This window comes from Bradyrhizobium sp. USDA 4486 (assembly GCF_054057995.1).
This window is the reverse complement of record NZ_JBSRZV010000001.1, coordinates 6,115,205-6,130,555: the sequence shown is the minus strand read 5'-3', so window position 1 is coordinate 6,130,555 and position 15,351 is coordinate 6,115,205. Positions and strand designations below refer to the sequence as shown.

The window sequence follows — 15,351 nt, the reverse complement described above, 5'->3', positions numbered from 1 at the left end:
GAGAAGCCTCTCCCTGTCGTCCCCGCGAAACGCAGGAACGGCAGATCAGTTCGAGATCGCGCTCGCCGCGATGTTCACCGTCAGCGCCAGCAAGGCCGTGTTGTAGATGAAGGACACGATGCCGTGCGCGGTGGCGGTGCGGCGGATGGTCTTGTCGGTGATGCCAACGTCGGAGACCTGTGCGGTCATGCCGATCACGAACGAGAAATAGACGAAGTCCCAATAGTCGGCGTGGTCTTCCTTGTCACCGCTCGGAAACTGCAGGCCGCCCGGCTTGGCGTTCCGGTAGTAATCATGTGCGTAATGCAGCGCGAAGGTGGTGTGCACGGCGGCCCATGACAGCGCGATGGTGGTAATCGCGATAGTCAGCTCGGCCGCGCCGCGATGCGCCGTGCCGAGCTCCGAAAGGATCGCGGCAATGCTGGCGAACGCACCGATCGCCGTCACCAGCAGGATCACGAAGCGACCGTCGTCCTGCATCGCAGCCGCGCGACGAATGTGGTGATGATCGTTGCAGAGCATCATGGTGTAAACCAGCGCGAGATAGACCGCGATCAGCGCATCCCAGCCGAACAACAGCCGCGTCACCAGCCGGTGCGAGCCCGGCAGCAGCAGGCAGACGAGAACACCGACGCCAAGCGAGATGAAGGTCCGCGGCCGCGCATAGATCAGCCGCACCGGCCGCGACATCTGGCGGAAGCGGGCGAGGGCGGGATCTTCTTTGTCGGTGGCCATGATGATGGCTCTCTCACTGTTGCTGCGGCGGCGGTCTGCTCCCTCGCCCCGCTTGCGTGGAGAGGGTTGGGGCAAGGGGTAGCCTCCGCAAAGACGGTGAGAGTTGGACTCGCGGAGAGTCCTCCTCACCCGAATTTGCTGTCGCAGATTCCGGCCTCTCCGCGCAGGCGGGGCGAGGCGAAGATCGTACGCTCGCGTCAGCTCTTCCGCTCGGCGACAAACCGTGCGGCAGCCTGCAGCACGGCGGCGCGATCGCCGAAGATCGAGACCGCGCTGTCGGCCCGCGCGAGCAGGTCGCGTACGCGCTGCTTGGCACCTTCAATGCCGAGCTGGGTAACGAAGGTGGTCTTGCCGAGCGCGGCATCGGCGCCGGCCGGCTTGCCGAGCGCAGCCGCATCGCCTTCGACGTCGAGCAGATCGTCGGCGATCTGGAACGCTTCGCCGAGCGCGCGGCCGTAATCGTCGAGCGCCTGATATTCCGCACTCGATGCCTGGCCGAGGATCGCGCCGGCGATGCAGCCGTAGCGCAACAGCGCGCCGGTCTTCATCTGCTGGATACGGGCGACATCGATCGGCTCGTTGCCGCCAAAGCGGCCTTCGCCGGCGAGATCGAGGATCTGGCCGCCGACCATGCCGCCGATGCCGGCGCAGCGCGCCAGCGCGCGGGTCAAGAGCAGGCGCACATTGGCGTCGCGATGGATCTCGTCCCGGGTGATGATGTCGAAGGCGAGCGTCAGGAGACCGTCACCGGCGAGGATCGCGGTGGCGTCATCGGTCTTCTTGTGCAGGGTCGGGCGGCCGCGGCGCAGGTCCGAATTGTCCATCGCCGGCAGGTCGTCGTGGATCAGCGAATAGCAATGGATGCATTCGAGCGCGGCGCCGGCGAGCAGCGCGGCCTCGCGCGGAACGCCGAACACGGCGGCGCTCTCGACCACCAGGAACGGCCGCAGGCGCTTGCCGCCGTTGAGGCTCGAATAGCGCATTGCGTCCATCAGTCGCTTTGGCCGGGCGATTTCATCGTGCAGGATGTCGTCCGACAAGAGGCGCCCGAGCAGGGCCTCGGTATCATCAGCGGTCTTGTCCAGACGCTTGGCGAAATCGGACGGGGACGTGCCGGTCATCAAGAAGGGCTCCAGAACTAAATTTCGGCCGGACAATCCTTTATGCGCCAGCCCCAGTCAATCGTTTGGAAGGCGTAAAAAGTGCTGGAAAAGGCCCGAATTATCACAGACTTAATGCCGGGCTCGTGGCCGCGTTTCGTTTTCCGCCGGAAAGATCGATTTGCGCATCGTTAAAATCCTGCTGGCGCTGCTCGCGATCGTGGTTCTCACGCCCTATTTGATCGCGCCGTTCTATCGCATTGGCCATCCGGTTTCGACGCTGATGGCCTGGCGCAGCTTGCGCGGCGCGCCGATGCAGCGGGAGTGGATCGATCTGGTTGATATGTCGCCCTATCTGCCGCGCGCGGTGGTGGCGGCCGAGGACGCGCATTTCTGCAAGCATCACGGCATCGACTGGGGCGCGCTGCGCGAGGCGATCGACGACGCCAGGGAGGACGGCACCGCTTTCCGGGGCGCCTCCACCATCACCCAGCAGGTGGCGAAAAACCTTTTCCTCTGGCAGGGCCGGGATTTCGTCCGCAAGGCGCTGGAATTTCCGCTGGCGCTGTGGATCGACTTCGTGTTGCCCAAGGCGCGGATCCTTGAGATTTACCTCAACATTGCCGAGCTCGGCCCGCAGGGCCAGTTCGGGGTGGAGGCGGCCAGCGCCTATGCCTTCGGCAAATCGGCCGAGAACCTCTCGCCCCGGGAAGCCGCCCTGCTGGCCTCGATCCTGCCGAACCCGGTCAAACGCAGTGCTCGGACCCCCGGCCCCGGTGTCAGGCGGCTGGCTGCGACCTACATGGCGCGGGGACAGGCGAGCTCGCTCGTGACGTGCTGGCGCGAAAATCGCTGATTTCGGGCCCATTTGGGGCATATTTTCCGGCCCAAGAGCCTAGCTTTACGGCCAGCCTTCCTCTATAAGCGCGGCCTTGATCGGCATTCAGCTCGCCTCGTATTGCGGGTGCTGAGCCGTCCCCTCGCGGACGATGCCCTGATGACACCAATCCCTAGAGGATATTGAAATGGCCGTTCCGAGAAGAAAAACCTCGCCGTCGCGCCGTGGCATGCGCCGCTCGGCAGACGCGATCAAGAAGCCGACCTATGTGGAAGACAAGGACTCTGGCGAGCTCCGTCGTCCGCACCATCTCGACCTCAAGACCGGCATGTACAAGGGCCGTCAGGTCCTGAAGAAGAAAGAGTCCTAAGGACCTTTCTTGGGCAGGACGATTTGACCTGCCTGATTTCGGCCAACCCATGAGATATGACAGTGACGGCGGCGGAGCCAATGCTTCGCCGCCGCATTGTCCTGTCTGGATATCTTGATCGAGAAGGCATTTCGCCGATGGTCGGTTTCCCGCTGCTCCTGATTCCGCTCGCGGTCTACAACATCATCGCCTTCCTGATGCCGAGCGTGTCCTTCACGGACGTGCTGTTCAAGGTGCCGATGATCACGGGCGAGACCTGGCCGGTGACGCTCGCCGATCTCTTGCTCGCGCTGGGCGTGCTGCTGCTGCTGCTCGAAGTGGTCAAAGGCGCGCGGCCCGGCTCGAAATTCCTGATGGATCATCTGCTGTCGTTGATCATCTTCGGCGCGGCCGCGGCCGAATTCGTGATGTGGCCCAAATTCGGCAACTCCACCTTTTTTCTGCTGGTGCTGCTCGCGATGGCCGATTTCCTCGGCGGCGTCGCCCAGCGCACGCGCCGCCGCGTCACCTATGTCGCTGAGACGACAGTGCCCGCTGCGCGCAGGGGCAAGCGCCAGGCCGAGCCGCCGGCGGACGAAGCCTCGCCCGAGCCAAAGTTGCCCGAGCCCAAATTCGAGCCGGCGCCCGCGCCCCAAGCAGCGCCTGTCGTGCCGCCCGCGCCCTCGGCCCAGTCGGTAGCCGAATCCGTGCTGATGGATCATCCCGCGCCGAAGCCGGCCCAGAGCATTCCGCCCTCGCCGGAAATCCCCTCGCCGCATCTGCAGCCGGGCAACGGCACGCCGTCGTCTCCCGACGCTCCGCGCTGATTTCTCTGAGTTTGGCTTAGTCCCACCGCAATGTCGGTGCGCTCCCTCGCCCCGCCCTTCGCGGGGAGAGGTGAAGGACGACGGCCTCGCTTCGAAAGATTCGATCCGATCAAGCCACCTGCCGCGTGCGTGCGGTGACGCTTCCGAGCGGGCGCTTGCTGCCATAGGCCATGCGCGCGTCTTCGGAGGAGGCGCGGCGCAGCCGGGTGGTCTGGGGCAGGTGCTCGGCATTGGCGATGAGCTGGGTGACGAAGCTCGGATCGGGGCGCGGCAGCGGCGCCTTGAGGACCCACGCAAGTGTAGGCATGACCGGCACCAGGGCCGTGCCCGTGCCGGCTTCCACTACGTTCGATCGATCAGTACCCAACATCGCAATCACCGTTGATCCGGCCAAGATGTCGCGTTTCGAGACGCTGGCGCCGGGTGCGTGTCAGTACTCGCAAGGCCTATGCCGGGCAGGCCGGTTTGGTTCCGCCGCACGCGGAAACGTGGTTTCCAAATTGTTTATCAACTTTGCCTAGGGTCGGGGACGAATCTGGCTCTATCCTGTGCCGGCTCTGGACTCCCCGCTGTCCCGAAACGAGGCGATTTTGACCCCCGCATTGCCGCAAGCCTCCGACATCCTGGCCGCGCTCGGTCAGGCCGTTTTCGCCTGGGACATCGCCAGCGATGTGATCGTCTGGGGGGAGCAGGTCAGCGCCGTCTTCCCCGGTATCCCCGCTGAGCGGCTCGCCACCGGCGCCGAATTCGCCAAGCTGATCGAGCCTTCGCAATCGCTGCGGAGCGCCGCGCTGGCGCAGACCTCCGCCGTGCACGGCGCCGATGGCACGCCTTACCGGGTCGAGTACGGCGTGCGCATGAGCGCCGCCGATCCCGTGATCTGGATCGAGGAGACCGGGCGCTGGTTCGCCGGCCCCGATGGCCGCCCCACGCGGGCGATCGGCTCTGTCCGCATCAACAATGAGCGCCACGCCCGCGACGAGGAGCTGGCCAAGCTCGCCCGGCTCGATCCGCTGACCGGCGAGCTGAACCGCTCCCACCTGATCGCGGCGCTGGCCGAGTCGATCGAGGAGACGACCCGCTTCCGATCGACTGCGGCCTTCATGCTGGTCGGCATCGATCATCTCGCCCGCGTCAACGACGCCTTCGGCTTCGACGTCGCCGATGCCGTGATCCTCGACGTCGCCAGGCGCATCCGCGCGCGGCTGCGCGGCGGCGACGTGCTCGGGCGCTTCTCCGGCAACAAGTTCGGCCTGATCCTGAAGAACTGCACGGTCGACGACATGAATGTTGCCGCTGAACGCTTTCTCGCCGGTATCCGCGACGAGGTGGTGCCGACCAAATCCGGCCCGGTTTCGGTCACGGCCTCGATCGGCGCGGTCAGCGTGCCGCGTTATGCCCGCAGCACCGACGAGGCGGTCAATCGCGCCCACGAGACGCTGGATGCCGCCAAGCGTCGCCGCGCCGGCTCGTTCGCGGCCTGGCGCCCCGATGCCGCGCGGGATGCGCAGCGCCGCGTCAACATCCGCGTCACCGACGAGATCGTCACCGCGCTGAACGAGCGCCGCATCAAGCTCGCCTATGAGCCGGTGGTCGCGGCCGCCTCGCGCGAGCGCGCGTTCCACGAATGCCTGGTGCGGATGGATCAGGGCGACGGCCAGGTGCTGCTCGCGCCCGACATCGTGCCGGTGGCGGAGCGGCTCGGCCTGATCCGCCTGGTCGATCACCGCGTGCTCGAGCTCGTGGTCGCCGAGCTCGCCGCCGCGCCCGGCATCTGCCTCAGCCTCAACATCTCGCCGGATACGACGATGGATCCGGACTGGTGGGCGGGAATCGAATCGCTGATGCAGGCCCATCCCGGCGTTGCGGAGCGGCTGATCGTCGAGATCACCGAGACGGTCGCGATCCAGGACATCGACGACGTCCGCGCTTTTGTCGGCCGTCTCAAGCATTTCGGCAGCCGCATCGCCATCGACGATTTCGGCGCCGGCTACACCTCGTTCCGCAATCTGCGCAAGCTCGGCGTCGACATCGTGAAAATCGACGGCGCCTTCGTGCAGAACATCACCCATTCCGCCGACGACCGCGCCTTCGTGCAGACCCTGATCGACCTCGCCCGCCGGCTCGACATCAAGACCGTGGCCGAATGGGTGCAGGACGAAGAGGCCGCGAACATGCTGCGCGACTGGGGCTGCGACTACATCCAGGGGCGCCTGATCGGCCTCGCCTCAGCCGAGCGCCCGTGGGGCGCGCCGCCGGACAGCGCGCTGCCCGCGGCAAGCTGAGGTGCCGTAGGCCGGGCAACGCGAAGCGTGCCCACAACCGTTGCATTCGTCGCGAGATGGTGGGCACGGCGGTAAAGCATGATCCGGAAAAGTGCGAAGCGGTTTTCCGAAAAGATCATGCGCAAACAACAACCTAAAGCGCGATGACGATTCGTCCCAATCTCATCGCGCTTTAGCGCGCCTTTGCCCATCCTACGATTGCGCCCGTAAGATCTACTCTTTCCCGCGTCATTGCGAGCGCAGCTACGCCACGCAGATGCCCGGCACCGCGACCTTCTGGAACAGATGTGGGCTGGCCACGGCTGACGCCGGGTAGTCCGCGATCTTGGCGCGAAATTCCGGGTTGGTGAACGCCGCGCGGAAATGCGCGTTGGATTCCCACACCGCGCAATTGAGATAGGTCGGATTGTCGCCGACGGCGCGGTGGAGCTGGGTCGAGATGAAACCCGGCTGCCGCTTCATGAAAGCGGCATCGTCCTGCCAGCTCGTCAGAAAGCCCTGTTCATCGGCGGCATCGAGCGTGAACAGATTGACCAGCACCACGGGGCCGGCATCAAGCGCGATCTGGCGGTCGATCGGGAAGGTGGGGTCGAGAGGGCGCATCTGCGGCATGGCATCGCTCCGTCTAATTTGGTACCATCATGTCAATTCGGTGAGTTACGACATAGACATTTGACATGACGATGTCAATACGGATCAATCGTTACAAATGACCAAGCCCAAGCGGACCCCGGCGGGCGATGCCCTGACCGACCTGATCCTCGACCTGTTCCGGGCCAACGGCCTGCTTCTGACCGCAGGTGACCGGCTGGTGGCCTCGCTCGGCCTCACCAGCGCGCGCTGGCAGATCCTCGGGGCGATCGTCGATGCCGAGCGGCCTGAGCCGGTCGCCTGGCTGGCACGCAATCTCGGCGCCAATCGCCAGAACGTGCAGCGCATCGTCAACGATCTGGAGCGGGATGGTCTCGTCGTGTTCGAGACCAACCCGCATCACCGCCGCGCGCAGCTTGTGGTGCTCACCGACAGGGGCAGGCAGATCTATGATGCCGCCGGCCGCTTGCAGGTCCCGTGGGTGAATGGCCTGTCGGATGGATTGTCGGTGAAGGAGATCGAGACGGCCCGCCGCGTGATCGGCGTCCTGCGCGACCGGCTCAAGGAAGCCGGCGAAAGCTGATTGCGTCGCGCGCTTTACGCCACGCGCCGAACCGCGTTCAGCGTTTCGATGGTACGTCCGACTTCGGCCGCCGGGCAGGGCTTGCCGAAATAATATCCCTGCACCGCGGTGCAGCCGCATTCGCGCACGAAGTCGAGCTGCTCGATGGTCTCGACGCCCTCCGCGGTGGTCTCGACGCCGAGCACGGAGCCGAGGCTGGCGATGGTGCGGACGATGGCGACGCTCTCCGGGCTTTCGCCGAGCGTGCCGACGAAGGAGCGGTCGATCTTGATGCGGTCGAACGGAAATTTGCGCAAGTAACTGAGCGAGGAATAGCCGACGCCGAAATCGTCGAGGCTGACGCGTACGCCCAGCGCACGAAGCTGATGCAGGATCTCGATCGTCGCCTCGCTGTCGTCGAGCAGCGCCGTCTCGGTGACCTCGAGCTCGAGCCGCTGCGGTGCCAGGCCGGCCTCCGCCAGCGCGCTCGTGACCATCGCCACTAATCCGCGCGAGCGGAACTGCACCGGTGACAGATTGACCGCGACGGTGACATCGGGCCATGAGGCGGCCGTGGCGCACGCCGTGCGCAGCACCCATTCGCCGATCTGGACGATCAGCCCGTTCTCTTCCGCGATCGGAATGAACTCGGCCGGCGAGACGAAGCCGCGCGAGGGATGTTTCCAGCGCAGCAGCGCTTCGAAGCCGGTGAGCTCGGTGGTGTCGAGCCGCACCTGCGGCTGGAACACCAGGTGGAATTCGCGCCGTTCCAGCGCCGCGCGCAGATCGTGCTCCAGCGCGTGGCGGCTGCGCGCCTGCTCTTCCATCTCGGGCTCGAACAGTTGATAGGCGCCACGGCCCTTGGCCTTGGCCTGGTACAGCGCGAGGTCGGCGCACTTCATCAGCTCGTCGGCATCGAGCCCGTGATCGGGCGCGATCGCGATGCCGACGGAGACGCCGACATGGATCGACTGGCTTTCCAGCGCCGGCGGATGACCGATGATCTCGACCAGGTGGCGCGCGAGCTTTTCGGCCGATTCCGGCTGCGGTCCGCGCTGGAGCACGGCGAACTCGTCGCCGCCGAGGCGCGCGACGGTGTCGTGCTCGCCGACATTCTCCTTCAGTCGCCCCGCCACCCAGCGCAACAGCCGGTCGCCGGCGGCATGGCCCGAGGCGGTCGTTGACGGTCTTGAAATTGTCGAGGTCGAAGCACAGCACCGCCATCGCACCGCCGGCGATCGCCACCTGGTTCAACCCCTCGCCCATCTTCTCGCGGAACAGAGTGCGGTTGGGCAAGTCAGTCAGGGAGTCGTGGCGCGCCATGTGTGCCACCCGCGCCTGCGCCTTGTGGCGCTCGGTGACGTCCTCATAGGTGACGACCCAGCCGCCATGCTCCATCCGCTTGTGGTTGAGCTTGATGATGCGGCCGTCGCTCAAATGGCGGTGCAGCGTGTGCTCGCCCTCGCGCAGCCGCTCGACATAATCGGCATAGAGCTTGGCCGCGGTCGTATTCGGATGGATGCCGAGATCGCAGCTGTGCTCCATGATCTCGCGCATCGAGACGCCGGGCTTCACCACGTCGGGGGAGAGGCCGTACATCTCGATATAGCGGCGGTTGCACACGATGATACGCAGGCTGGCATCGAGCATGCACAGGCCCTGGCTCATGTTGTTCAGCGCCGCGTCGAAGCGGCGATATTGCTCGCTCAGCTCCTCGACCGCACGCTCGCGCTCGGTGATGTCCTCGTAGGTGGCGACGAAGCCGCCCTCGGCCAACGCGCAATAGCGCACCGAGATCACGGTGTTGTTCGACATGCTCCGGCGCATCGGCGAGGAGTCGCGGCTGGCGATCCGGGCGCGGGCCGCTTCGAGGATCTGCTGCGGGCTGTATTCCGAGGAGAACGCGCCGTTCACCATCGATCGTTCGATCAGCTCGCCGAGATGCGTGCCGGGCCTGGTCTCCTCCGGCGACAGCCGATAGATGGTGCGGTAAGTGTTGTTGCAGACGCGCAGGCGCATGTCGCTGTCGTAGAAGGCGAGTCCGTGCGCCATGTTCTCCAGGGCCGCATCGAGCATGAAATTCTGCTGCCGCAGCGTCTCCTCGTATTGCAGCCGCTCGGTGACGTCCTCGTGCACGGTGACCCAGCCGCCGTCGGGGAGAAAGCGCGAGACGGCCTGCACCATCCGTCCGTCATAGCGCATCACCAGCAAGGTCTTTGCCTTCCGGCCGCGCACGTCCTCAAGGCGGGTCTGGTGGAATTCGTCGGCCGACATGCCCGGCAGGTTGCCGCGCGAGAGCCAGTGGTCGATGGCCGTGCTATGCGCGACACCCGGTTTCACGACGTCGGGATCGAGATTGTAGAGGTTCAGGAAACGTTCGTTGCAAACCACGACGCGGCTGTCGGCATCATACATGATCAGGCCGTGCGACATGTTGGCGAGCGCGTGCTCGCTACGCTCGGTCTGCACGCGCAGCTCTGCTTCGAGCCGGGCGAGGCGGCTGACATCGTCGCAGATCGTCATCCAGCCGCCGCCGGGGAGCGGCTTCAGCTCGAGCGACATGACAAGGCCACTCGCAAGCCGCTGCTCGGTCCGGAACGGCTTGCCCGCTGCGATCTGGGCAATCCGCGCCGAATAGAGTGCGTCGAGCTCGTTCTCGGGAAAGTTGCCGCGGCTCGCGCTGTGCGCAAGCACCTCGCGGTAGCTCGTGCCCACCCGCACGATGTCGGCCGACATGTCGAACAGGCCGAGGTAGCGCTGATTGACCAGCACGATCCGGTTGTCGGCGTCGTAGACGCAGACGCCCTGCTCCATGTGGTCGAGCGCAAGCTGGCTCAGCGCAACCAGCGCCTCCGGGCCCTGCTCGCGGCGTGCACCAAGCTCGTTGTCGCGGGTCGACGTCATGGGATCGGCGGGATCTCGGCGGGCAATAGACTTAACGCAGCGCAATTCGGACGCCGAGGCTAGCGAACAGGCGGGAAAATTCCCTTAAGCGCAGTAGTTTACGGAGGGTGACTGGCGATAGGAAAAGGCGTGTGCCGGCAGGCGAATCCGGAGGAGCCCGCGAGCCAGAGCTGGCCCGAGAGTGCGCGGTCCGCGCGTCCACTACGGCCCGTACAGAACGAGCTCGGTATCTGTGAGATCGCCAAGCTGCGGGCGATGCGGGCCCTTGAAATATTTGCGGCCACGCCGCTCCGTATAAATGCCGGCAAGGCCGGGGATTGGGCCGTTGGCATCGATCGCGACCGAGATCTTGCCGAGCCGCAGCAAGAGCCGGCCGATGCGGCCGGCGCAGGCGGCGTATTCGGCGGCGCTGCGGCAATAGATCAGCTTCATCGCGGGCGGCGCGATGAAGCCACGGCGGATGCGCACCGGTTGCAGGATGAACGGGAACGTTCCGTCAGGCGTGCGGACGGCCAGGCTGAGGCAATTGTAGCGCGCATGCCGCGTCAACAGCTCGGTCTCCTCGGCGGAAAGTCCCTCGATGGTCTTGGCGTGCTGCGGAATGACCTCGATCTCGCTCCAGCGCGGGGCGCGCGAGAGCGCCGGCACGGAGAAGAAGATGCCGCGGCAATAGGCGCGAAAGCCCTGGGTCTCGATGATCGGCCAGGTCCACGGCGCCGGGCTGATATTGAGATAGGTGACCTCTTTGTGCCGCTGCGCGATCTTGGTCAGCAGCGGCGCATAGTTACGGTAGGCGGGATCGACATACCAGCTCGACAAATTGCACTGGATGGCGGTCTCCTCGCCGACCTTCCGCGCCGTGTAGATCAGCAGCAGCAGGCCGACCGGCGTGCCGTCATTGTCGAGCATATAGCCGAAGCGGGGGTAGCCCTCTGGCACGGGCCGGAAGGCCTGTCGGCGCAGGCCCTGGATCCAATAGTTGTACGAGCGGCCGACGAAGCCGCGCGTCAACAGGTCCGCGACCGCCTCGACGTCGGCTTCGGTGATCTCGCGGCATCGGACCTTGGTGTGGATCACGCTCGTCTTGCCCGTGGAAATGGGAGGCCTCGTGAGTTTGGTTAGCGCCAGCCTTCGCCATGGGCTTCAGCCGCGATCTGCGGCTGCATGCCCATGATCTCCCGCACCGTGGCGGGCCACGCGGAAAGGTCGGTGCCATGGGTGTGGAACATGGCGACGGCCAGGCGATCCATGCCGAAGGCGACGCAGCCGGTGTGCGCAGGCTCGCCATTGGCGTCCTGGATGCCCCAAGTCGTGCCGAAATGTTCGCGGTGATAATTGAAGCTCATGCATGCAGTCGGCTGCTCTTCCGAGCGCAGCGGGATCAAGAGCTCGAACTTGAGCTGCTGCTGTTTCTGGCTCACCGCCTTCATCTGGCCGACGCGGCCGAAAAACGGGTCGCTGGCATAGTCGACGCGGAAGGTCAGGCCGAGGTCGGTCGCGATTTTCTGCGCGCGCACCATCCAGCGCTCGCGGAAATCGGCGACGTCATCGGGCGTGCCGATGCAGACATATTCGCGCATCCGGAACGATTGCAACCGGTCGAGGTGCTTCGACGGCTCGCGGCGGAAGCAGTCGGCGGCGACGTCGAAGCGCAGGCCCCCTTTCGGCAAAGGTCCGCGGCTCGCCGCGATCGGATAGACCGGATAACAGGCGGCAGGCGAGAGCACGAGGTCGGCCGGCGAGAGCGAGGTGGTCCAGTCGCCGCCAGCATCGAAGCGGCTCACCGCGGCGTTGATCTCGCGTTCGGTGCCGTGCAGGCCGCAGACGCAGCCGAGCAGGTTCGGAAAGCTCTTGAGATAGCCGGATTTCTCCAACTGGGCCCGGCTCATCACCGGCGGAAAGCGCAGCGCTTCGGTGCCGGCCTCGCAATGCCGAGTGATCAGCGCGGCGAGCTTCTCGACGACGCCCTCATAGAGCGCGGTGCGGGCATAGACGCCGTCCGAGCCCATGCGGTGGAACAGCTTGTCGGCGAGATGATCGAGCGGATCGGTGATCTCGGGCGCGGTCTCGGGCGAGTTGGGAAGGACGGCAATGTTCATGGGATGATGTCCTGCTATCTTAAAATTGTTCTTGTTGTTTTCAGTCATGAAGACTTGTGGGCACGCCGCTCATGAGCGTCGATGTCGCGGCGTTGGCCAGAATGCGGTCGTTGTTGATCATGATCGGCGATGACAGCACGTCGCGGAGGTGACGGCCCATGGTGAACTCGCCGTCATTGCGATAGCCGGAGAGGCCGGCGGTGCGCATCGCATGCATCACGGTCTCGACCGCGAGCTCGGAGGCCTGCACTTTGAGCAGCGTGATCGAGGACTGGAAGTCGAGCGATCCGAGCGCACGCTCGTCGTGCTCGGCGCGAGCAAAGGCATCGATATTGGCCGCGATCAGCGCGCGCAGCTTTGCCAGAGACATCTTTGCAGCGGTGAAATGGGCGGCGGCGGGCGGCATCTGACCGCCGGACGAGCGCGCCGCCTTGCGGATGAAGGCCTGCGCGCGCGTGACGGCGGCGGCGGCAATGCCGGCCCAGGCCGACGACCAGCACAGATGCGCGAACGGCGTCATGGTCTGGGCGTGGATCTTGTCGTAGGCCTCGGGGAAGACGCGGTCGGCGGGGCAATCGACCTTCAGTTCGAAGCCCATCGAGCAGGTGCCGCGCATGCCGAGCGTTTCCCAGCCCTGCGTCTGCTTCAGCGAATAGTCGTCCTTGGCGAGCGCCAGCAGCACCTGATCGGAAGCCGCGGCGTTGGTGGCGCGGCGGGCGATGGTGACGAGACCATCGGCCTCGGCGCCGTAGGAGATCACGGTGGCGTCGCGCACCAGCGAGATGGTGTCGCCGGCGTGATCGACCGCCGCCGCGCTGGCGCGGATGTTGCCACCGTTCTGGCCTTCGGTCGTGGAGGAAGCGAGCAGCCACTGGTCGCGCGCAACCCGGCGCATCATGGTTTCCATCCAGGGAATGCCGTGGCCATGCCTGGTGACGCAGGCGACTTTCGTCGTGTGCATCGCGTAGATCATCGCGGTCGAGGCACAGGCGCGTCCGAGCGTGTAGCAGATGTCGGTGACGTCGTGGATCGAGGCGCCGAAGCCGCCGAACTCGACCGGGATCATGGCGCCGAGCAGCTTCTGCTCGCGCGCGACGTCGAATGCCTTGTGAGGGAACCGGGCGTCGCGATCGACCTCGTCTGCGTCGGCCGCCGCCGCTGCGGCGGTCCGGGCGGCGCGCTCGATCAGGGAAGGACCCTGTTCGAGAAAACCCGTTCGTGTATCGTCGACAGTGAGGACCGCTTCACGCACGTTCATACTCGTCCGCCTCCGGTTTGCCGTTCAGGATCGCCGGCATCATTCGCGACGCCGTGTAGAGCAATCCCCCGACCATCTTTGCTTGTGGGACGAGGCTACGGATTTAATTCAAATTCGTCGATGAAATAGAGGGTAAACGAAGCCCAATTCCGAATGGACAGTTAAGGTCCGGTTGTTTGCATCGCCGGAAATTCGAAGGCCGCGTTAGGGTTCTGGAAAAAGGGCGAATTCCAGACAATCTGAGTCATCGTTTACTAAGAAACGCGAAGTAATGGTGACGCCCATTGCGGGATCGGCCGTCCCTGCCCATCGTAGCCGGCGAGCGATCCGACCTTGATGACAGATGGGAATTTACCGATGCAGTCCTTCGACACCGAATTGCGCAACCGCATCATCAAGCTGGTGAAGGGCATCCTCGAGCAGAATTCGCTCAGCGCCGCTGTCACGCCCAAGGCCAAGCTCGTCGACGTCGGCCTGACCTCGATGGACATGGTCAACCTGATGCTGGGCGTCGAAGCCGAGTTCGACTTCACCATCCCGCAATCCGAGATCACGCCCGAGAATTTCCAGTCGGTTGAGACGCTGGAGCGGATGGTCGCGGCCCAGCTAAAGCTCGCGACGGCGGCGTAAGTCACAGACGCCACCACCTCCTTGGTGTCGTTCCTGCGAACGCAGGGACCATACCGCGAGATCTTTCGACGGCTGACGGTCGCAGTACGGAACCACTCGTCTTCGCGAATAACTGCGTGTGGTGATGGGTCCCTGCGCCCGTGCGCAATTGCGCACTAGGCAGGGACGATACTGAATATGAGGCGCTGCCTCGCCCTCACACAGGGCCGCTATCCGCCCCACCATCCCCGTTCCAAAACCGCCGCAAAACTGGCATAGCTTAACCATGTCGCATTTAGCGGACAGGGTGGAGCAGGCATGGCGCAGGCGGTATTGGGCATCATCGGCGGCTCCGGTATCTACGATCTGCCGGGCCTCGAAGGCGCGCACGAAGAGGTGATCAAGAGCCCCTGGGGCGAGCCGTCGGCTCCGCTCCGCCGCGGCTCCATCGCCGGCCTGCCGATCGTATTCCTGCCGCGGCATGACAAGGGCCACCGTCTCTCGCCCTCCGACATCAACTACCGCGCCAATATCGACGTGCTGAAGCGCGCCGGCGTCACCGACCTGATCTCGCTCTCGGCCTGCGGCTCGTTCAAGGAGGAACTGCCGCCGGGCACGTTCGTTCTCGTCGATCAATTCGTCGACCGCACCCATAAGCGCGAGAGTTCGTTCTTCGGCCGCGGCTGCGTCGCGCATGTGTCGATGGCGCATCCGGTCTCGCCGCGCCTGCGCATCCATCTTGCCGCGGCGGCTGAAGCCGAGGGCATCGCGATCGCGCGCGGCGGCACCTATGTCTGCATGGAGGGACCGCAATTCTCCACCTATGCGGAGAGCATGACCTACAAGGCGCTGGGCTATTCCGTGATTGGCATGACCAACATGCCGGAAGCGAAACTCGCTCGCGAGGCGGAGATCTGTTACGCCACCGTCGCGATGGTGACGGATTTCGACTGCTGGCATCCCGATCACGATGCAGTCACCGTGCAGGACATCATTCGCGTGCTGAACTCGAACGCCGACAAGGCCAAGGCGCTGGTGGCACGGCTGGCAAAGGAGTTTCCCCGCGAGCACGAGCCGTGCCCGATCGGCTCGGACCGCGCGCTCGACACCGCGCTGATCACCGCGCCCGAGGCCCGCGATCCCGAGCTTCTGAAGAAGCTCGATGCGGTGGCCGGGCGCATCCTGCGCGGGTGA

At 65.1% G+C, this 15,351-nt stretch carries 14 protein-coding genes and 1 pseudogene; 7 read left to right on the top strand and 8 right to left on the bottom strand.

All coding sequences use genetic code 11. The features are described 5' to 3' along the window. Positions 1–45: 45 nt before the first annotated feature. Positions 46–735: a DUF1345 domain-containing protein gene (locus tag ACVWY3_RS28925; RefSeq protein ID WP_456841515.1), complete on the bottom strand. Its 690-nt coding sequence runs from the start codon at positions 733–735 to the stop codon at positions 46–48. A 197-nt stretch (positions 736–932) separates the two neighbouring features. Next, positions 933–1,856, bottom strand: coding sequence for a polyprenyl synthetase family protein (locus tag ACVWY3_RS28920; RefSeq protein ID WP_235542388.1), 924 nt, complete (start codon positions 1,854–1,856; stop codon positions 933–935). A gap of 160 nt (positions 1,857–2,016) precedes the next feature. On the opposite strand from ACVWY3_RS28920, the gene mtgA reads away from it, so the two are divergent. The 3 genes from mtgA to ACVWY3_RS28905 all read left to right on the top strand — a co-directional run bounded on the left by mtgA (position 2,017) and on the right by ACVWY3_RS28905 (position 3,849). Continuing rightward, on the top strand, positions 2,017–2,691 hold the full coding sequence (gene mtgA, locus ACVWY3_RS28915) for a monofunctional biosynthetic peptidoglycan transglycosylase (protein ID WP_456841514.1): 675 nt from the start codon (positions 2,017–2,019) through the stop codon (positions 2,689–2,691). Positions 2,692–2,860: 169 nt separating this feature from the next. After that, entirely contained in the window at positions 2,861–3,043 is a 183-nt protein-coding gene (rpmF, locus tag ACVWY3_RS28910; RefSeq protein ID WP_007598106.1) for a 50S ribosomal protein L32, read from the top strand. 137 nt (positions 3,044–3,180) lie between these two features. Further along, the gene (locus ACVWY3_RS28905; protein WP_456841513.1) at positions 3,181–3,849 is read left to right on the top strand and encodes a hypothetical protein; all 669 of its coding nucleotides are present in this window, start codon (positions 3,181–3,183) and stop codon (positions 3,847–3,849) included. Positions 3,850–3,958: 109 nt separating this feature from the next. On the opposite strand, the gene ACVWY3_RS28900 is transcribed toward ACVWY3_RS28905, so the two are convergent. Next, positions 3,959–4,219: a hypothetical protein gene (locus ACVWY3_RS28900; protein WP_456841512.1), complete on the bottom strand. Its 261-nt coding sequence runs from the start codon at positions 4,217–4,219 to the stop codon at positions 3,959–3,961. Positions 4,220–4,439: 220 nt separating this feature from the next. On the opposite strand from ACVWY3_RS28900, the gene ACVWY3_RS28895 reads away from it, so the two are divergent. Further along, complete coding sequence (locus ACVWY3_RS28895; protein WP_456841511.1) at positions 4,440–6,134, top strand: EAL domain-containing protein; 1,695 nt, start codon at positions 4,440–4,442, stop codon at positions 6,132–6,134. A 243-nt stretch (positions 6,135–6,377) separates the two neighbouring features. Here ACVWY3_RS28895 and ACVWY3_RS28890 read toward each other — a convergent pair whose 3' ends face one another. Continuing rightward, positions 6,378–6,746, bottom strand: coding sequence for an antibiotic biosynthesis monooxygenase family protein (locus ACVWY3_RS28890; protein WP_456841510.1), 369 nt, complete (start codon positions 6,744–6,746; stop codon positions 6,378–6,380). Positions 6,747–6,843: 97 nt separating this feature from the next. On the opposite strand from ACVWY3_RS28890, the gene ACVWY3_RS28885 reads away from it, so the two are divergent. Beyond that, positions 6,844–7,308, top strand: a complete 465-nt coding sequence (locus ACVWY3_RS28885) for a MarR family winged helix-turn-helix transcriptional regulator (protein ID WP_456841509.1) — start codon at positions 6,844–6,846, stop codon at positions 7,306–7,308. 14 nt (positions 7,309–7,322) lie between these two features. Here ACVWY3_RS28885 and ACVWY3_RS28880 read toward each other — a convergent pair. The 4 genes and pseudogenes from ACVWY3_RS28880 to ACVWY3_RS28865 form a co-directional block, all read right to left on the bottom strand. Further along, positions 7,323–10,191: pseudogene (locus tag ACVWY3_RS28880) on the bottom strand (PAS-domain containing protein). A 201-nt stretch (positions 10,192–10,392) separates the two neighbouring features. Beyond that, positions 10,393–11,268: an acyl-CoA acyltransferase gene (locus ACVWY3_RS28875; protein WP_456841508.1), complete on the bottom strand. Its 876-nt coding sequence runs from the start codon at positions 11,266–11,268 to the stop codon at positions 10,393–10,395. Between the two features lie 41 nt (positions 11,269–11,309). Continuing rightward, complete coding sequence (locus tag ACVWY3_RS28870) at positions 11,310–12,290, bottom strand: amino acid--[acyl-carrier-protein] ligase (protein WP_456841507.1); 981 nt, start codon at positions 12,288–12,290, stop codon at positions 11,310–11,312. A 40-nt stretch (positions 12,291–12,330) separates the two neighbouring features. Continuing rightward, on the bottom strand, positions 12,331–13,548 hold the full coding sequence (locus ACVWY3_RS28865; protein WP_456841506.1) for an acyl-CoA dehydrogenase family protein: 1,218 nt from the start codon (positions 13,546–13,548) through the stop codon (positions 12,331–12,333). Between the two features lie 357 nt (positions 13,549–13,905). Between ACVWY3_RS28865 and ACVWY3_RS28860 the strand changes: the two genes are divergently transcribed. Together ACVWY3_RS28860 and ACVWY3_RS28855 are read left to right on the top strand one after the other, a co-directional pair. Then, the gene (locus ACVWY3_RS28860) at positions 13,906–14,178 is read left to right on the top strand and encodes a phosphopantetheine-binding protein (RefSeq protein WP_456841505.1); all 273 of its coding nucleotides are present in this window, start codon (positions 13,906–13,908) and stop codon (positions 14,176–14,178) included. A 297-nt stretch (positions 14,179–14,475) separates the two neighbouring features. Further along, positions 14,476–15,351, top strand: coding sequence for an S-methyl-5'-thioadenosine phosphorylase (locus tag ACVWY3_RS28855; RefSeq protein ID WP_456841504.1), 876 nt, complete (start codon positions 14,476–14,478; stop codon positions 15,349–15,351).